Origin of the sequence: Micromonospora sp. LOL_014, assembly GCF_048060245.1 — a bacterium.
Taxonomy (GTDB): domain Bacteria; phylum Actinomycetota; class Actinomycetes; order Mycobacteriales; family Micromonosporaceae; genus Micromonospora_E.
The window spans coordinates 103,820-121,672 of sequence record NZ_JBHMIP010000014.1; the positions used below are offsets into that span (position 1 = coordinate 103,820).

General features: G+C 72.6%; 15 protein-coding genes and 1 pseudogene. 8 read left to right on the forward strand and 8 right to left on the reverse strand.

Annotated elements, in window-relative coordinates; genetic code table 11:
• The first annotated feature begins 343 nt into the window (after positions 1 to 343).
• Both ACFHW1_RS14580 and ACFHW1_RS14585 read left to right on the forward strand, forming a co-directional pair.
• Positions 344 to 1,558, forward strand: a complete 1,215-nt coding sequence (locus tag ACFHW1_RS14580) for a S8 family peptidase (protein WP_416567976.1) — start codon at positions 344 to 346, stop codon at positions 1,556 to 1,558.
• 276 nt (positions 1,559 to 1,834) lie between these two features.
• The gene (locus ACFHW1_RS14585; RefSeq protein WP_416551764.1) at positions 1,835 to 3,202 is read left to right on the forward strand and encodes a S8 family peptidase; all 1,368 of its coding nucleotides are present in this window, start codon (positions 1,835 to 1,837) and stop codon (positions 3,200 to 3,202) included.
• A 459-nt stretch (positions 3,203 to 3,661) separates the two neighbouring features.
• On the opposite strand, the gene ACFHW1_RS14590 is transcribed toward ACFHW1_RS14585, so the two are convergent.
• Positions 3,662 to 4,606: a terpene synthase family protein gene (locus tag ACFHW1_RS14590; RefSeq protein WP_416551765.1), complete on the reverse strand. Its 945-nt coding sequence runs from the start codon at positions 4,604 to 4,606 to the stop codon at positions 3,662 to 3,664.
• An 87-nt stretch (positions 4,607 to 4,693) separates the two neighbouring features.
• Positions 4,694 to 5,323, reverse strand: a complete 630-nt coding sequence (locus ACFHW1_RS14595) for a TIGR03085 family metal-binding protein (protein WP_416551766.1) — start codon at positions 5,321 to 5,323, stop codon at positions 4,694 to 4,696.
• Positions 5,324 to 5,498: 175 nt separating this feature from the next.
• Here ACFHW1_RS14595 and ACFHW1_RS14600 point away from each other — a divergent pair, with 175 nt between their 5' ends.
• A complete protein-coding gene (locus tag ACFHW1_RS14600; RefSeq protein ID WP_416551767.1) occupies positions 5,499 to 7,430 on the forward strand; it encodes an ABC transporter ATP-binding protein in 1,932 nt (643 codons plus the stop codon).
• Positions 7,431 to 7,543: 113 nt separating this feature from the next.
• Positions 7,544 to 9,277: an ABC transporter ATP-binding protein gene (locus ACFHW1_RS14605; protein WP_416615619.1), complete on the forward strand. Its 1,734-nt coding sequence runs from the start codon at positions 7,544 to 7,546 to the stop codon at positions 9,275 to 9,277.
• 64 nt (positions 9,278 to 9,341) lie between these two features.
• Here the strand turns inward: ACFHW1_RS14605 and rpsD are convergent, their stop codons facing one another.
• The gene (gene rpsD / locus ACFHW1_RS14610; RefSeq protein WP_416615599.1) at positions 9,342 to 9,953 is read right to left on the reverse strand and encodes a 30S ribosomal protein S4; all 612 of its coding nucleotides are present in this window, start codon (positions 9,951 to 9,953) and stop codon (positions 9,342 to 9,344) included.
• 74 nt (positions 9,954 to 10,027) lie between these two features.
• On the opposite strand from rpsD, the gene ACFHW1_RS14615 reads away from it, so the two are divergent.
• Positions 10,028 to 10,777 carry a DUF2470 domain-containing protein gene (locus ACFHW1_RS14615; protein ID WP_416567972.1) on the forward strand — a complete coding sequence of 250 codons (750 nt, stop codon included), beginning with the start codon at positions 10,028 to 10,030 and terminating at the stop codon, positions 10,775 to 10,777.
• Positions 10,778 to 10,793: 16 nt separating this feature from the next.
• On the opposite strand, the gene ACFHW1_RS14620 is transcribed toward ACFHW1_RS14615, so the two are convergent.
• The 4 genes from ACFHW1_RS14620 to ACFHW1_RS14635 form a co-directional block, all read right to left on the reverse strand.
• A complete protein-coding gene (locus ACFHW1_RS14620; protein WP_416551770.1) occupies positions 10,794 to 11,420 on the reverse strand; it encodes a TetR family transcriptional regulator in 627 nt (208 codons plus the stop codon).
• 26 nt (positions 11,421 to 11,446) lie between these two features.
• Positions 11,447 to 12,202 carry an ABC transporter permease gene (locus ACFHW1_RS14625; RefSeq protein WP_416551771.1) on the reverse strand — a complete coding sequence of 252 codons (756 nt, stop codon included), beginning with the start codon at positions 12,200 to 12,202 and terminating at the stop codon, positions 11,447 to 11,449.
• On the reverse strand, positions 12,199 to 12,939 hold the full coding sequence (locus tag ACFHW1_RS14630; protein ID WP_416551772.1) for an ABC transporter ATP-binding protein: 741 nt from the start codon (positions 12,937 to 12,939) through the stop codon (positions 12,199 to 12,201). The genes ACFHW1_RS14625 and ACFHW1_RS14630 overlap by 4 nt, the downstream gene beginning before the upstream one ends.
• Positions 12,940 to 13,046: 107 nt before the next feature.
• Positions 13,047 to 14,249 (reverse strand): hypothetical protein, encoded by a 1,203-nt coding sequence (locus ACFHW1_RS14635; RefSeq protein WP_416615601.1) that lies wholly within the window; start codon positions 14,247 to 14,249, stop codon positions 13,047 to 13,049.
• 372 nt (positions 14,250 to 14,621) lie between these two features.
• Between ACFHW1_RS14635 and hisI the strand changes: the two genes are divergently transcribed.
• Genes hisI through ACFHW1_RS14650 form a run of 3 tightly spaced genes read left to right on the forward strand, consistent with a single transcriptional unit; the run spans position 14,622 to position 17,265 of the window.
• Positions 14,622 to 15,065, forward strand: coding sequence for a phosphoribosyl-AMP cyclohydrolase (hisI, locus tag ACFHW1_RS14640; RefSeq protein WP_416551774.1), 444 nt, complete (start codon positions 14,622 to 14,624; stop codon positions 15,063 to 15,065).
• Positions 15,065 to 16,621 carry an anthranilate synthase component I gene (locus tag ACFHW1_RS14645; protein ID WP_416551775.1) on the forward strand — a complete coding sequence of 519 codons (1,557 nt, stop codon included), beginning with the start codon at positions 15,065 to 15,067 and terminating at the stop codon, positions 16,619 to 16,621. Before hisI ends, ACFHW1_RS14645 begins: the two co-directional genes overlap by 1 nt.
• On the forward strand, positions 16,618 to 17,265 hold the full coding sequence (locus ACFHW1_RS14650; protein ID WP_416551776.1) for a Trp biosynthesis-associated membrane protein: 648 nt from the start codon (positions 16,618 to 16,620) through the stop codon (positions 17,263 to 17,265). The genes ACFHW1_RS14645 and ACFHW1_RS14650 overlap by 4 nt, the downstream gene beginning before the upstream one ends.
• A 73-nt stretch (positions 17,266 to 17,338) precedes the next feature.
• Here ACFHW1_RS14650 and ACFHW1_RS14655 read toward each other — a convergent pair.
• Positions 17,339 to 17,581: pseudogene (locus ACFHW1_RS14655) on the reverse strand (hypothetical protein); the annotation flags it as partial.
• Positions 17,582 to 17,853: the final 272 nt, after the last annotated feature.

Here is a 17,853-nt window from a genome sequence, read left to right on the forward strand (position 1 = left end):
AGTGAGCGCTGTCACGTAAATTCTGTGTTACCGAACAGTAGTGCCAGGCTCGGTTTTCGGCTAGCCCCAAGCAACGCCCAGCGCGGCAAACCCGGCCAAGCCTCGCGGTGTCGTTCCTCGTCAAGGGCTGGTTCGCTCGTGCCCGGCGGTGTCCGGCCTCGGGGTCGGTGGCCGGCGCCCGGCGCCGGCCACCGGAAACCATGCGTCGGCGGTATGGGGATATCGATATATAAACCTGCCAACGCTCACGCATAGGATTTCATCAATCGATATCCCGCTCGCCCGCCCGCGACCGAGACGGCCACAAGCCGACGCGGGTGTCCGCATCCAGGAAGGAACAGGGATGACCGTTCTCCGTACCACTGGCCGCCGGCTACTGCTGGCCGGCTGCGCCGCCGCCGTCGCCACCGCGCTCGTCGGCAACCCGGCGGCCGCCGCTCCGGCCGGGGAGATCAAGCTCGCCGGCGGGGCCACCGCGGTCGCGGGCAGCTACATCGTGGTGTTCACCGACGCCGCCGTCGCAGCCCGGGGTGACGCAGCCCGCGCGGCCGCCGTCGCGGACCGGGCCGGCAGCCTCGCCGCACAGTACGGCGGTGCCGTCAACCGTGTCTTCGGCGCCGCGGTCAACGGCTTCGAGGCGCGGCTGTCGGCGTCGGCCGCCCGCCGGCTCGCCGCGCACTCGTCCGTGGCGTACGTGGAGCAGAACCACACCGTGTCGCTCGCCGCCACCCAGACGAACCCGCCGTCCTGGGGTCTGGACCGGATCGACCAGCGCAACCGGCCGCTGAACAACGCCTACACCTACCCCACGACGGCCAGCAACGTCACCGCGTACATCATCGACACCGGCATCCGCACCACGCACAACGACTTCGGTGGGCGGGCCCGCGCCGGCTACGACGCGTTCGGCGGCACGTCGGCGGACTGCAACGGGCACGGCACCCACGTCGCCGGTACGGTCGGCGGCAGCGCGTACGGGGTGGCCAAGGGTGTCCGGCTGGTCGCCGTGCGGGTGCTGAACTGCTCCGGCGGTGGCACCGTCGCCGGGGTCGTCGCCGGGGTCAACTGGGTCACCGCCAACGCGGTCAAGCCGGCGGTGGCGAACATGAGCCTCGGCGGTGGGGCCAGCAGCACGCTGGACAGCGCGGTGGCGAACTCAATCTCCTCCGGTGTCAGCTACGCGGTGGCGGCCGGCAACTCGAACGCCAACGCCTGCAACTACTCGCCGGCCCGGGTCTCCAGCGCGATCACCGTCGGCGCGACTACCAGCAGCGACGCCCGTGCGTCGTACTCCAACTACGGCCGCTGCCTGGACATCTTCGCGCCGGGCTCGTCGATCACCGCACCGTGGTACAACAGCAACACCGCCACCCGGACCATCAGCGGCACCTCGATGGCCGCTCCGCACGTGGCGGGTGCCGCCGCTCTGGTGCTCAGCCGGTTCCCCTCCTACAGCCCCTCCCAGGTGACCAGCTACCTGGTCAGCAACGCCACCACCGGCGTGGTGTCCGGTGCGGGCTCCGGCTCGCCGAACCGCCTGCTCTACGTGGTCAACTGATCCGGTGATCCGCTGACCGACCCGACAGCTCGAGCAGCGCGCGGCCCCTGGGCACCCCAGCGCCCGGGGGCCGCACCCTGCGGCATCTCGCCCACACTCCGACGGCGCTTAGGGTAGCCGGATGCATGCTGTCAGTGATATGACTCAAGAAATATAGGAAGTCGTCAATAGGCTCCGCCCTACGATCGGTCCGATCGGCATCGTCGATCGTTCATCTGTCCGCAGTAGATCGACTACTGCGGACAAAAGACCGAAGGAAGGACGGAGATGACACCCATGCGCACGCACGTCCGGCGCGCCCTGGTGCTGGTCGTGGCGGCAGCCGTCGCCACCATGACGGTCACCCCGCCGGCCACGGCCGCCCCCACCGGCGAGATCCGCCAGGCGGGTGGTGCCACCGCGGTGGCGGGCAGCTACATCGTCGCGTTGAAGGCCAGCGCGGTGAGCGGCTCCCGCTCCATGCGGACCGCCCGGATCGCGACCCGCGCCGCCGAACTCGCCGGGACCTACGGCGGCGTGGTCAACCGACTGTACGAGACCGCCTTCACCGGCTTCGAGATCAAGCTCTCCGAGGCCGCCGCCCGTCGCCTGGCGGCGCACTCGTCCGTGGCGTACGTGGAGCAGAACCACACCGTCTCGCTGGCCGGCACCCAGGTCAACCCGCCGTCCTGGGGCCTGGACCGGATCGACCAGCGTTACCTGCCGCTGAACCGCTCCTACACCTACCCGAACACCGGTTCGACGGTCACCGCGTACATCATCGACACCGGCATCCGGTTCGACCACACCGACCTGTCCCCCCGGGCCGTGCCCGGCTACGACGCGTTCGGCGGCACCGCGGCGGACTGCAACGGGCACGGCACCCATGTCGCCGGTACGGTCGGCGGCACCAGGTTCGGCGTCGCCAAGAAGGTCCGGCTGGTCGCCGTGCGGGTGCTCAACTGCAGCGGCAGCGGCACCGTCGCCGGAGTCCTCGCCGGCGTCAACTGGGTCACCACCAACGCTGCAGGCCGGCCGGCGGTCGCGAACATGAGCCTCGGTGGCGGTGCCAGCGCAACGCTGGACAGCGCGGTAACCGCCTCGATCTCCTCCGGAGTCAGCTACGCGGTGGCGGCCGGCAACTCGAACGCCGACGCCTGCAACTTCTCGCCGGCCCGGGTCCCGACCGCACTGACCGTCGGGGCCACCGACCGCAACGACAACCGGGCCTCCTACTCCAACTGGGGACGCTGCCTGGACCTGTTCGCGCCCGGATCGCAGATCACCTCGGCCTGGCACACCAGCCCGACCGCGACCAACACGATCAGCGGCACCTCGATGGCCGCGCCGCACGTGGCCGGCGCGGCCGCCATGGTGCTGCAGGCGTACCCGAACTACACCCCGGCGCAGGTGTCCGCGTTCATCCTGCGGATCGCCACGCCGAACGTGGTGGTCAACCCTGGGCCCGGCTCGCCGAACTTGCTGCTCTACGTCCTGTTCCGCAACGTCATCACCCCGGTACCGACGCTGACCGTCAGGCCGACTGTGATCCCGACCGTGATTCCGACCCTCACCCCGCGCCCGACCCTCACCCCGCGCCCGACGTTGACCGCGGTGCCGACGCTGACCCAGCGTCCGCCGCTGCTGCCCGCACCGATTGGCTGATCACGTCCGGCCGCCGGGACGGACATCACCCCGTCCCGGCGCCCGGCACGTTCGGGCCGCCGCGGCTCAGCGGTCCCGGCGGTCGTGGCCGTCGCCGTCCCAGCGGTCATCGTCCTGATCGTGAAGGTTCCGCTCGGCGCCGTCGGTCGTCGCGCCGGTCAGCGTGACGGCGAATGCGGTGCCGTCCGGGTGTGTGCGAAGGCGTTGCCCAGCACCGCGTCGACTGCGGCGGCCAGGTCCTCGGCGTCGATTCCCACCGGCGGACCGTCCGGCAAGTCGAGCCGCACCACCCGGGCGGTGTCCTCGGGCAGCTCCGACCGCCGGAGGACGACGTCGAGGTGAGCTTCGTGGGGCCGGCAGGGGAGCACGAGGTCGACGCCGTGTGCGCCGGTGACCAGCCGGAGATCGGCTGGGAGCTGGACGGCTGAATCCCGTCCACACCGGCGGTGCGACGCCCGGTCACTGGTACCGGCTGGAGATCACCGACCAGTCGTAGGTGCCACGGATCCAGTTTCGTCGCGTCGCGACCAGGCGGTGCACCGGCGGCGGCGCGTCGGTCAGCACCTCGGCCTGCAGCCGGAGGAACAGCGCGAGACCGTCGTTGAACCATTCGGCGGCGGTGGCCAGGGCCGCCGCCGGACCGTAGCCGGTCTCGTGGGCGATCACGGTGGCCAGGTTGTGGGGATCCTGGCCATGTTCCTTGCCGTACGAGAACAGGTCGTTGCACCAGCAGACCAGATCCGCCGCCACAGTGTTCAGTCTGGCGAGCGTCGGGTCAACCCGGTGACGGGAATGCGGCAGTCCGCTTTCTGCGAGGTCGGTGAGCGCGAAACTGGGCAGTACCGCGCCGGCGTGCCGGCGCATCTGGATGTACTCGGCGACCGCCGGCACCCGGCCCTGCTGGCGGTTGCCGGCCTCCCAGAGCAGCGCGAAGAGGTACTGGTGCAGCGAAGCGGTGAACCGCAGCAGGATCCCGGGCCGGCCCAGCCGGCGGACCCGGTGGCACAGATCCGCGAGGGTCAGCGCCAGTGGCGACCGGTCGCCCAGGTCGGTCGGTGGCGTGGCACCGGGTCCGTCGAGTGTCCGCATCAGCGGGCTGATCACCGGCGCGACCCGGCCCGGGTCGGTGCCGAGCCCGTCCTCGTCGCAGCGGTCGTCGAGCGCGAACAGCCAGGTGAACAGGTCGCTGAGCAGTTGCACGCGGACGACGTCGGCGTCGGGCGCGACCCGGGCGGCCAACTCGGCGGCGTTGGCGCGGCGCAGCCGGGCGGCACGCTGCGGATCAGCCGTCAGCCCGTGCCGGTCCGCCCAGCCCGCCGACGCCCTGGCGAGCGTCGACCGGTACGGGTTGACGCGGGGCCGGAACGGTGGGGCGACCACGGACGTCGGGGCGAACGCGCGCATACGGCCTCCAGCCGGCCGCCAAGGGGAGGGATGGCGTACCGGTATGATCATCATCGCGGTCCGGCCCGGCCACGACGAGGATCGCCGCTAGAAGCCGAAGCGGGCGTTACGCAATCGTTCTTCGACCGCAGCGGCGCAGTCGAGCTGGACCCGGGCCACCCGCTGTCGGCCGGTCAGGAAGAGCACCAGCTCCCCGGGCGGGGCGCTGAGCGACACCCGGTCCCCGCCGGTCCCGGTCGCCACGTCCCCGTAGCCGTCGGCGACGACGGTGACCGTGCCGGGGAACCGGCGCAGCCGCAGCCTGGTCAGCGCCGAGACGCGTTTCCACAGCGCGGCCTGCTCGCCGGGCGGCAGGTCCCGGGGGTGCCAGTCCGGCTGGGCCCGTCGGACGTCCTCATGATGGATGAAGAACTCCATCAGGTTGACCACTTCGTCGGTGATCCGGTTGCTCACCGGGCTCCACGCCGGTGGCTGCCGGACCATCCGGACCAGGTCGGGGAAGGGGCAGGCGGCGAGTTCGAGCCGGACCCGTTCACTGTAGCCGCGCAGCACCGGCAACCAGATGCCCGCTGCCGCGTCGGGCCGCTGCTCCCGGACGACCAGGTGCGCGGCGAGGTCCCGGGTGGTCCACCCGTCGTTCACCGTCGGGGCATCCGGACCAACGGCAAGGAACAGGTCGGCCAGGGCATGACGTTCCATTTGTGCGAACCGCGCCATGAACCGATCGTAGGCGGGCGACGGACGGCGCGCCGAGCGAGTCGACGTCGTGGTACCGGGTCGGGTGCCGGGACCGGGGGCGTGCTGTGGCGGTGGCCACAGTCGTCGTACCCCGCTGGCATCGTGGGTCGGTAAGGACGAGATTTGATGACCAGGACTTACAGTCGGGGGTAGCGTGGCCAATCGAACAAGCCGTGACGTCCTGCTCCGCGGCCTGTGGGTGCTCGGCCAGGGCATCCGCGAGCAGCCGGGGCTGTTCACCGTCGGCGTCAGCGGCAGCGTCGTGTTCGGGCTGCTCACCATCGCCAGCGCGTACGTGGTCGGGGCGATCGTGGGCGAGGTGGTGGTTCCGTCGATCGAGTCCGGGCGGGTGGAGACCGGCCTGCTCGGAGCCGGCGCGGCGGCCCTGCTGGCGGTGAGCGTGGTCAAGGTGGTGGGCATCTTCGGCCGGCGGCTCGGCGCCGGCTTCATGCAGTACCGTCTGCAGGCCAGCTACCGCCGCCGGGTCACCCGCCGCTACCTCGACCTGCCAATGTCCTGGCACCAGCGGCACCCCACCGGCACCCTGCTGTCGAACGCGAACTCCGACGTCGAGGCGACCTGGTTCCCGGTCGCCCCGCTACCGTTCGCCGTCGGCACGGTGGTGATGCTGGTCACGGCGATCGCCGCGCTGTTCGCCACCGACTGGGTGCTCGCACTGGTCGGGCTTGCGGTGTTCCCGGCGCTGTTCGCCCTCAACGTGGTCTACTCGCGCCGGATGGCCCCCCGGCAGGTCCGGGCACAGCAGCTGCGGGCCGAGGTCAGCGGGATCGCGCACGAGAGCTTCGACGGTGCCCTGGTGGTCAAGACCATGGGGCGGGAGGCCCAGGAGACCGCCCGGTTCGCCGGCCGGGCGGCCGAGCTGCGCGACGCGCTGATCTCCGTGGGCCGGCTGCGCGGGTTGTTCGACCCGTTGCTGGAGACCCTGCCCAGCCTTGGCACCCTTGCCGTGCTGCTGGTCGGTGCCGCCCGGCTGCGGCAGGGCGCGGTCAGCGTGGCCGACCTGGTCAGCGTCGCGTTCCTGTTCACCGTGCTGGCCTTCCCGGTCCGGGCGATCGGCTGGGTGCTGGCCGAGCTGCCCCGCAGCGTCGCCGGATGGGACCGGGTGCGGCACGTGCTCACGGCCACCGGCGAGATGCCGTACGGCGACACCGAACTGCCCGCCGCCGGCACCCCGGCGAGCCTGGTCTTCGACCGGGTCTGGTTCAGCTACCGGCCCCCGGTCGGCGAGCCCGCCGCGCCGGCCCCGGCCGACCAGTCCGTCGACCCGACTGCGGTCACCGCGCCCGGCACCGACGGCGCGCTGCCGCCGGTGCTGCGTGACGTGTCGTTCACCGTGCCCGCCGGGCGAACCGTGGCCCTGGTCGGGCCAACCGGAGCCGGCAAGTCGACCATCGCCGCGTTGGCCGCCCGGCTGGTCGATCCGACCGGCGGCCGGGTCGTGCTGGACGGCGTCGAACTGCCCCGGCTGACCGCCGGCTCGCTGGCCCGCACGGTCTCCCTGGTCGCCCAGGTGCCGTTCGCCTTCGACGACACGGTCCGGGCGAACGTCACTCTCGACCGGCCCGGGCTGACCGACGAGGTGGCCTGGTCGGCGCTGCGGCTGGCCGAGGCGGACGGGTTCGTAGCGGCGCTCGACGACGGGCTGGACACCGTCGTCGGTGAGCGCGGCACCACGCTTTCCGGCGGCCAGCGGCAGCGGCTCACCCTGGCCCGCGCGTTGGCCGGGCAGCCCCGGCTGCTGGTGCTCGACGACGCGACCAGCGCCGTCGACCCCCGGGTGGAGGCGGCGATCCTGGCCGCACTGCGCAGCTCCGAGTTCGCGACGTCGATTCTGATCGTCGCGTACCGGCGGGCAACCATCGCCCTCGCCGACGAGGTGGTCTACCTCGACCAGGGCCGGGTAGTGGACCACGGCACGCATCAGCAGCTGCTGTCCCGCTGTCCCGGCTACAACGACCTGGTGACCGCGTACGAGCAGGCGGAAGCGGAGCGGGAGCGGACCCGGACCGGCACCGACGGCGATCCCGGTGGCGGTCCGGCGCGGGCGGCGGAGGTGGTCGCGTGAGCGCGCCCACCGTCGACCGCGCCGGCGGCGAGCGTCGAGGCGACCCCGTCGACCCGTCGGGCGGGCCGGCCGCCAACCCACTGGCGGGCAGATCCGAGTCGACCTGGCAGACGATGCGCCGCGGGCTGGCGCTCTCCCCGGAGCTGCGGACCGGGCTGGCCGGCACCCTGCTGCTGGCGCTGGTGTCGATGATCGGCCGGGCCGCCATCCCGGTCGCGGTCCAGCAGGCGATCGACAACGGCCTGCGGGCGCCGGGCGGCCCCGATCTCGAAGTGGTGGGCACGATCGTCGCGGCCACCGCCGCCGTGCTGGTCGTGACGACCGTCTGCGGCTACTTCATGGTGCGCCGGCTGTTCACGGTCAGCGAGACCGCTCTCGCCGCCGTGCGGACCCGTGCGTTCCGTCACGTGCACGACCTGTCCATGCTGCACCAGCAGTCCGAGCGGCGCGGTTCGCTGGTCAGCCGGGTCACCAGCGACGTCGACCAGATCACCCAGTTCCTGCAGTGGGGCGGGGTCATCCTGCTGATCAGCATGGGTCAGGTGGTGGTGACCGCGGTCGTGATGGCGGTCTACTCGTGGCAGCTGACCCTGGTGGTCCTCGCCGCGTTCGTCCCCGCGCTGCTGATCATCCGGGCGTTCCAGCGTCGGCTCGCGGCCGCGTACGGCGTGGTTCGTCAGCGCACCGGCGCGCTGCTCGCCGCGGTCGCGGAGAGCGTGGTCGGCGCGGCGGTGATCCGGGCGTACGGCGTGTCCCGACGCACCGCCGGTCGGCTGGACGAGGCGATCGAAGGGCAGCGCCGCGCCCAGCAGCGCGCGCTGCGGACCAGCGTGGTCAGCTTCTCCACCGGGGAGATCGCCGCCGGTCTGGCGTTGGCCGGGGTGGTGGTGGTCGGCGTCCGGATGGGGTTGGACGGCGGGCTGACCGTCGGCCAGCTCACCGCGTTCCTGTTCCTGGTGACCCTGTTCATCCAGCCGGTCCAGATCGCCACCGAGGTGCTCAACGAGGCGCAGAACGCGATCGCCGGCTGGCGGCGGGTGCTCGACGTGCTGGACGTCGCCCCGGATGTGGCCGACCCGGGCGACGACGGGGTGCAGCTGCCGGGCGGGCCGCTGGACGTGCGGTTCGAGCAGGTTTGCTTTGCCTACCCGGGCGGGCCGCAGGTGCTCTCCGAGGTGACCCTGGAGATCCCGGCAAAGACCCGGGTGGCGGTGGTCGGCGAGACCGGCAGCGGCAAGACGACTTTCGCGAAGCTGCTCGCCCGGCTGATGGACCCGGTGTCCGGGCAGGTGAAGCTCTCCGGTGTACCGCTCGACCGGGTCCGGTTCGAGTCGCTACGGTCCCGGGTGGTGATGGTTCCGCAGGACGGTTTCCTGTTCGACGCGACGGTCGCCGAGAATGTCCGGTTCGCCCGCCCGGAGCTCACCGACGGGCAGTTGTCCGCCGCCTTCGTGGAGCTGGGGCTGGCCGACTGGGTGACCGGCCTGCCGGACGGGGTGCACACCCCGGTCGGTGAGCGCGGCGAGGCGCTCAGCGTCGGTGAGCGGCAACTGGTGGCGCTGGTCCGGGCCTACGTGGCGGATCCAGATCTGCTGGTGCTCGACGAGGCGACCAGCGCGGTGGACCCGGCGACCGAGGTGCGGCTGCAGCGGACCCTGGAGGCGGTGACCAGGGGCCGGACCACGGTGGCGATCGCGCACCGACTGTCCACCGCCCAGGCCGCCGACGAGGTGATCGTCGTGGACCGTGGCCGGGTGGTGCAGCGAGGCCCGCACGAGGAACTGCTCGCCGATCCGGAGTCGGTCTACGGTCGGCTCTTCGCCTCCTGGCTGGAGCAAACCCGGTGACCGCCGGCTCCGCGCCGTACCCGCCGGGGCAGGTCACCGGGTCCGGCGGGAGCGGCGGCCGGGGTCAGCGGGAATAGAACTCGACGACCAGCTGCTCGTCGCAGATGATCGGCACCTCGCGGCGGGCGGGCTCGCGGACCAGGGTCGCGGTCAGTTCGGCGAGGCTGACCGACAGGTACGGCGCACCCGGTCCCTCGCCGACGTGCGCCCCGGCGGCAGCGATCTGGAACGGCGGTTTGGTCCGGCTGCGTTCCCGGACCTGGACCACCTGACCCGGGCGCAGCCGGTACGACGGCCGGTCCACCTTGTGACCGTCCACGGTGAAGTGGCCGTGGGCGACGAGCTGTCGTGCCTGGTAGATGGTGCGAGCCAGGCCGGCCCGGTGCACGATCGCGTCGAGGCGTCGCTCCAACAACGTGACCAGGGCCTCGCCGGTCTTGCCGGTGCCGCGGACCGCGTCGTCGAAGGCGCGCCGCAGTTGGGTCTCGCTGACGTTGTACTGGTGCCGCAGGCGCTGCTTCTCCAGCAGCCGTACCTGGTAGTCGGAGGGCTTGCGGCGGGCGCGACCGTGCACGCCGGGCGGGTACGGGCGCCGCTCGAAGTACCGGGTGCACTTGCGGGTCAGCGGGATGCCGAGGGCGCGGGAGATTCGCGCCTTGGGTCGTGGGTGGTTCACGTGGACGTCTCCGGGTTCAGTAGGTTAGCCTGCCCTCACTAAGGTGAGCCTAACTGATCTCGGAGGTCCGTGTCATGCAGCCCAGTCCCGCGGAGATCGCCCGGACGATGGCATTCGGCCGGCTGCCCGGCATGGCGCACGTCGCCTGCCGCCCCGGACCGCACGCCGTACGGCACGCGACCGACCCGATGGGGCGGATCCTGCTGCTCGCCGCCGGGTCCGACCTACTCGACGGCGCGCTGCGACCCGTCCCCGGGACCGACGACACCGCCGTGGTGCTGGAGGTGGCCGACGTACCGCCGGTGGCCGGTTCGCCGACGCACGGCCGGGTCTGGGTGTCCGGCTGGGTCGGCCCGCTCGACGGTGCCCCTGCCCGGATGGCCGCGCTGGACTTCGCCGACGTGCACGCCTGCCCCGACCTGCTCGACGTCGGCCGGGGTGCCACCATCTTCCGGATGGAGGTGGCCGAGGTCCGGCTGGAACGCTGCGGCGTCACCATCGACGTCGACCCGGACGTGTACGCCGCCGCCGAGCCCGACCCGATCGGCGCCATCGAGTCGGAGCTGCTCGTCGACCTCGCCGACCACCACCGAGCCGAGATGACCGCGTTCATCCGCCGGCAGTTGCGCGACGCCGGTCACCGGTCGCTGGCCAGGGATCCGCAGGTCGTCCGGATGGACCGGTACGGGTTCGTGGTCGCGCTCGGCCCGCACGGGCCGCGCGCCCGGTTGGCCTTCCCGGCCCCGGTACGTGACCGCGCCGAACTCGCCCGCCTGCTGCACCCGGTGCTCTGCCGGCGCTGCACTCCACCGGCCGCCGCCTGACGCGGGCGGCGCGGGCTCAGCCCGACGTCGTCTCGGCCGCCCCGGCCGCTGTCGTCAGCGGCCCCGTCAGGTAGCGCTGGATCGTCGGACCGACCGCTGCGGCGACCTCGTCGGCCGCCATGGTGGACAGCGGTGCCAACCGCAGGATATACCGAACCACCAGCAGGCCGGCCATCTGCGAGGCCACCAGGGCGGACCGGACCGGCAGCTCCGCCTGGTCCAGGTCGAGTTGACCGAGCACCCGTCGGATGATCTGGGTGGTGACGAACTCGCGCATCAGCCGGGCGGTCCAGTCGTTGGTCAACGCCGACCGCAGCAGCGCCAGGGCAGCCACTCCGGCCGGCGAGTCCCAGACCCCCAGCACCAGTCGGACCAGCCGTTCGCCGACCTGCTCGGGCCCGCCCGCCAGCGCCTGCGGCAGCAGCTCGCCCGGATCCACCGGCGCGTCCATCGCGGCCAGGAACAGGTTGTCCTTGGTGCCGAAGTAGTGGTGCACCAGCGCCGGGTCCACGCCGGCCGCCGCCGCGATGGCGCGCACCGACGCCTGGTCGAAGCCACGTTCGCCGAAGACCTGCCGGGCGGCGGCCAGGATCGCCTCGCGGGTGTCCGGGTTGCCCGGTCGCCGGCCGGTGCGTCGTGCCATCAGTACCGCTTCCTGTCGCGTCTGGTTCAGCCGCTGCGGCGGCGCAGCGTCGCGGCGGCGAGCACCAGCGCGGCCACCACCGCCCCGGCGACCACGGTCAGGTCACGCCAGAGCGTCGCGGTCGGCTCCGGATGCGCCCCGACCTCGGTCAACGCCGACACGGCGTAGGACAGCGGCAGGACGTTGCTGACCGCCTCCAGCCAGCCGGCCATCTCGTCGCGGGCGACGAACAGGCCGCAGAGCAGCAGCTGTGGGATCACCACCACCGGCATGAACTGTACGGCCTGGAACTCGGTGCGGGCGAAGGCGCTGCATAGTAGGCCGAGCGCCACGCCGAGCAGGGCGTTGAGCACCGCTATCGCGATCACCAGCGCCGGGCTGCCGGCGGTGGACAGGTCGAACAGCCAGTACGCCACAGCACTGGCCACGGTGGCCTGCACCGCCGCCGCGAGCCCGAACGCGAGGCCGTAGCCGAACAGTAGGTCCAGCTTGCCCAGCGGGGTGGTGAGCAGTCGTTCCAGGGTGCCGCTGGTGCGTTCGCGCAGCATCGCGATGCTGGTCACCAGAAACATGATCACGAATGGGAAGACGCCGAGCATGACCAGGGCGACCCGGTCGAACAGCATCGGCTGCCCGCCGGTTGCCGGCTGGTCGCCGTACATGTAGTGAAGCAGGGTCAGCAGCAGCGCCGGTACGACGACCAGCAGCGCGACGGTACGCCGGTCGTGGCGCAGCTGGCGCAGCACGCGGCCGACGGTGGCGGCCAGGATCCTCGGGTTCACCGGTCGGCTCCTCGGCTCGGGTCGGTTGGCTGACGGTCGCGGATCAGCCGCAGGAACGCTTCGTCCAGGTCGTCGGTGCCGGCGGCGGCGCGCACCGCCGCAGGTGTGTCGTCGGCGATCAGCCGCCCGTCGCGGATCAGCAGCAGCCGGTCGCACCGGCCGGCCTCGTCCATCACGTGGCTGGAGACCAGCAGGGTGGTGCCGGCGGCGGCGAGAGCGTGGAACCGGGCCCACAGCTCGGCCCGCAGCACCGGGTCCTGGCCGACGGTCGGCTCGTCGAGCACGACCAGTTCGGGGCGGCCGACCAGTGCGCAGGCCAGCGAGGCGCGGCTGCGCTGTCCGCCGGACAGGTCGGCGACCAGCTGCCCGGCGGCGGCCGCCAGGCCGACGTCCGCCACGGCCCGGTCGGCGTCGGCCGCCGGCAGGCCGTACAGCGCGGCGAAGTACCGGGCGTTCTCCCGGACGGTGAGGTCCGCGTAGACGCTGGGCGCCTGGGTCAGATACCCGACGGTACGCCGCAGCTGTGGCGCCCCGGCCGGCTGGCCGAACACCCGGACCTGTCCGGACCGGACGGTCTGCACGCCGACGACCGCCCGCATCAAGGTGCTCTTACCGCTGCCGCTCGGGCCGAGCAGACCGGTGACGCTGCCGCTGCCCACGGTGCACGAGATGCCGTGCAGCACGCGGCGCCGGCCGCGGTCGACCACGAGGTCGGTGACCTCGACGACAGGGTCCATGGCTGCCTCCGGACAACTCATCAGTTGTAGAACTCAACGATAGATGAATTATCTCGGCAGGTCGACCCGGGCGGGCGGGACGGAACGGGCCGCCCCGCCCGCAGCGGTCAGATCGCCAGCAGCCGGTCCAGGAACTCCCGGTACTGCCGCAACGCCATCCGCATCGACTCGGTGTCCGGCGTCTCGCTGTGCCGGTGCGGGTCAAGTTCGACCTGCTCGGCCAGCAGCCGCTCGGCCAGCGTACGGACGGTGTGCCCGACCAGTGACTGAGCCTGCGCCAGGGCGACCTCCGGTTCGTCGACGAACCGGGCCTTGATCTCGTGCCACTCGTCGCGCAGTTCGTCGGCGGCGTCCTCGGTCCAGATGGTGATCGGTGGCAGCGTTACGTCGCCCGGTCTCGCCGGCCGGGCTACTGCCGGCTGGTCGTCGTGTCCGGCCGCCGGCCCGGTCGTCTCCTCCATTGTGGTCAGCATGGCAGCCCGCTCCTCGTCGTCCTCGTCGTCCTCGTCGTCCTCCGGATCTTCGCCGAAGTCCTCGTCGTCCTCATCGTCGTCGAACTGGTCGTCGTCGGCGGCGGCGTAGAACAGGTCACCGGCGTCGCCGTGCGCGGTGACGGTCTCCTCGTCCTCGGCCGGGTCGTCGTCCGTCTCGGCTGTCGGTCCCGACCGCTCGTCGTCATCCGGGTCCGCCGCGGCGGTCGGCCGGTCCGCCTCGTCCGTCCCATCCGGCTCGTCCGTCCCATCCGGCTCGACCGTCTGGTTCGCTGGAACATCGGTGTCGGCCGGCTCGTCGGTCCCGCCGGCCGGGCCGGCTGTCGGATCCCCATCGCCGTTCCCGTCCTGGTCGTCGGCTGCGGGGTCCTGCTCGACCGGCCCGGAATCCTCCCCGGCCGGTTCGGCGTCGGTCTCCGCCCGTTGCCCGTCCGCCCGTTGCCCGTCCGCCCGTTGCCCGTCCGCCTGGCCGTCGTCCGCCTGGCCGGCTGCCGGTGTCGGGGGGACACCCTGGGCCGGCGTCGTTGCGGCAGCCGGCGCGTCCCGGTCGTCGTCAGCGGAGTCACCGGCCGGTTCGCCGGTCACCTCGCCGTCGCCGCCGAGCAGTTGTGTGGCGATCGGCGGCAACGGGCTTGGGCCGTTGCGGTGGGCCGGCTTCGGCACGATCATCGGGATCTCCGTCGTCGCCTCGTTGATCGGATTGTCGTCGAGGGCGGGTCGGGGCGTCGGTACGGGAGTGCCGTGCACGGGACCCGGACCTGTGCCGGTCTCGTCCGGCTTCACCGGCCCGGTGTGCGCAGGGGTGGGGGTGGGCTGCATTGCTGATCCTCCGTCCGCTTCGGCGGGGCGACCCGGTCCCGGGGTGACCGGAGCCGTCCGCACGGGCGTGGTGCTGGGTGGTGCGCCGACTCGCTGCGTCGGCCACGGCCGACAGGCCCGGCGGACACACATCGCCGGCTCAGGCGTGGAACCTGAGCGGAAAGGTGCGATCGGCGGGCACCGGGATTCGGTCCGCCGAGCAGTGGGCGTGCCCGCAGACCTGGACCGTGGCGGCGCACCGCCAAGGTACTCCTGATGCCGCACCGGCACAGCCCCCGAACCGTCGATTCCGGCCGACCGCTGTCGGGCTCACGACACCGCATGCCGGACGCCGCGCCACGGCGGTCCGGGCGTACGGAACAATCGGGCACTGTGTCCGTACCAGATGAACCGGAAGCCGGCCCACCGACCACCGCCCGGCGACCCACGCCCGGCGACCCGCCACGGCGCTCCGCGCTCGATCCGGCCGTCGCGGCCCGGCTGCGCCGCTCCGCCGATGGGCTGATCGCCGCCGTCGTGCAGCGGCACGGCACCGGCGAGGTGCTGATGATGGCGTGGATGGACGACGAGGCGCTGCACCGCACTCTCACCACCGGGCGGGCCACCTACTGGTCGCGCAGCCGGCAGGAATACTGGGTCAAGGGTGCCACCTCCGGGCACCACCAGTATGTGCGGTCGGTGCGGCTGGACTGCGACGGCGACGCGGTGCTGGTCACGGTCGAGCAGGTCGGTGCCGCCTGCCACACCGGGGCCGACAACTGTTTTTTCGACGAGCTGCCGGTGACCGGCACCATCGCCGACCTCCAGGAGAATTGATGATCACCGGTACGGTCAGTCCGGACGAACCGACCTTCCAGACCCTGGCCCGGCAGCGTCGGGTGGTGCCGGTGACCCGGCGGCTGCTGGCCGACGGCGAGACCCCGGTCGGGGTGTACCGCAAGCTCGCCGGCGGACCCGGCACCTTCCTGCTGGAGTCCGCCGAACAGGGCGCCGGGTCGGCCGGCACCGCGTGGTCGCGCTACTCGTTCATCGGAGTACGCAGCGCGGCGACGCTGACCGAGTCCGGTGGCGGTGCGCACTGGCTCGGCGACCCGCCCGACGGGGTGCCCACCGAAGGTGACCCGGTCGAGGTGCTCCGGGCGACCGTCGCCGCGTTGACCGGGCCGCCCCCGGACACCGACCCCGTCGGCGGCCTGCCGCCGCTGACCGGCGGCCTGGTCGGCTACCTCAGCTACGACTTCGTCCGCCGGTTGGAGCGGATCCCCGAGCACACCGAGGATGATCTCGCGCTGCCCGAGTTCGGGTTGCTGCTCGCCACCGACCTGGTGGTGCTCGACCACTTCGACGGTACGGCGATCCTGGTCGCCAACGCGGTCCTGCCGGCGGCGGCCGACCCGGTCACCGCGGCAGCCGCCTACCACCACGCGATCGGTCGGCTCGACGCGATGACCACCGCCCTGTCCCGGCCCAACCCACCGATGGTGTCGATGATGGACGCGCCCGGTGCGCCCGGGCCGGCGGCCCGTAGCCGCACCGCCGCAGGCGCGTACCCCAAGGCGGTGGAGGAGGCCAAGGAGGCGATCCAGGCCGGCGAGTGCTTCCAGATCGTGCTGGCCCAGCGGTTCGAGCGGGACACCACCGCCGACCCGGTGGACGTCTACCGGGTGCTGCGGGCGACCAACCCCAGCCCGTACATGTACCTGCTGCGGTTCGACGACTTCGACGTGGTGGGCTCGTCACCGGAGGCGCACCTCAAGGTCACCGTCACCGCTGGCGGCACCCGGCGGGCGATGCTGCACCCGATCGCCGGCACCCGGCGGCGGGGTGCCACCCCGCAGGCCGATGCCGCCCTCGCCACCGAGCTGCTCAACGATCCGAAGGAGCGCGCTGAGCACGTGATGCTGGTCGACCTGGGCCGCAACGACCTCGGTCGGGTCTGCCGGCCGGGCACCGTCGAGGTGCCGGAGTTCGCCACCGTCGAGCGGTACAGCCACGTGATGCACATCGTGTCGACGGTGGTGGGCGAGTTGCGCGAGGACCGGACCGCGTTCGACGCGCTGGCGGCCACCTTTCCGGCCGGCACCCTGTCCGGCGCGCCGAAGGTCCGGGCGATGGAGATCATCGAGGAGCTGGAGCCGACCCGTCGGGGCCTGTACGGCGGCACCGTCGGCTACTTCGGGTTCGGCGGCGACCTGGACATGGCGATCGCGATCCGGACCGCACTGATCCGTGGCGGCCGCGCCTACGTGCAGGCCGGTGCGGGGATCGTGGCGGACTCGGATCCGGCCGCCGAGGAACGGGAGACGCAGAGCAAGGCGGCGGCGGTGCTGGTGGCGATCGCCGCCGCCGAGACGCTGCGTCCGGCCCGGTGACCGGCCCCGGTCTGTCGGCCGCGCCGTGGCGGGCGTTGGCCGGCGCCGCCGTCACCTGTCTGGCCGGGGCCGGCCTGGTGCTGTACGCGGCCGGGCGGGACTGGGCGGTCGAGGTGACCGGGCGCCCAGTGCCGCTGCCGGCCGTCGAGGTGGCCCGCACCGGTGCCGACGTGCTGCCGTGGCTGCCGGCGGTCGCTCTGGTCGGACTGGCCGGCACCGGCGCGGTGCTGGCCACCCGAGGGCTGGCCCGGCGGTTGGTCGGCGCGCTGCTCGCGGTCCTCGGCGTGGCGATGGCGGCCGGTGGGCTGACGGTGCTGCTCACTGGCGCAGGTCCGGCCGGTCCGACGACGGACAGCACCGTGTCGGCTCCGCAGTGGCCGGCGGCGACTGTGGTCGGTGCGGTGCTGCTCGCCGCCGGTGGGTCGGTCACCGCGCTGCGCTCCCGGCAATGGCCGGCGATGGGCGCCCGGTACGAGCGGAGCCGGCCCGGTGGCGGCCGGTCCGGTGCCGACGGGTCCGGTCCGGGTGCCGACGGCCGGGCGGCTGGTCTGGGCGGCCGGTCTAGGCGGTCGACGCTGGACGCGTGGAACGCTCTGGACCGGGGCGAGGACCCGACCGACGACGACCCGGGCGCCGACCGGTGACGGCTGCGGTGGCGGTGGCGGTGGCGGCTTCAGCGGTGGCGGCTTCAGCGGTGGCGGTTGGCTCATCAGCGGCGTCGGATACCTCGACGGACCGGGCGGCGGTGAGCGTGGCCACCAGCCGGCGGATCTCGTCCCGCTGGTGGGCGCGGGCCCGGTCGGCGCAGATCGCCTCCCAGGCATTGCCCTTGGCGGTACGTACCCGGTGATCGCCGATCACGGCGCGTTCCATGGTGTGCACGACCTCGGCGGCCAGCGAGACCACGGCCCGGGGGATGGCGATCAGGTCGACGTTGGCGTCCCGTGGTGTGCTGCTCATGGCGTCCCCCAGGTGGTTGCGCGGCCGGCGGCTACCGCCGACCAGTCTGCCCGAACCCCATGCTGACCGGAGGCTGTTTCACGGCGGTGACCCGCAGGTCAACTATCACCCAACGGACCGGGCGGCACCCGTACCGCCGGTGTTGATCTGCACCACAGCGGAGCCGGCACCGCCGACGCGATACGATCAGCGTCGATGGAGTCCGGTGGTGCCCGGGTGGCCCGGCCCGCTGGCAGCCGTTGGCACGGTGGGTGATGCTCTTCTCACAAAAG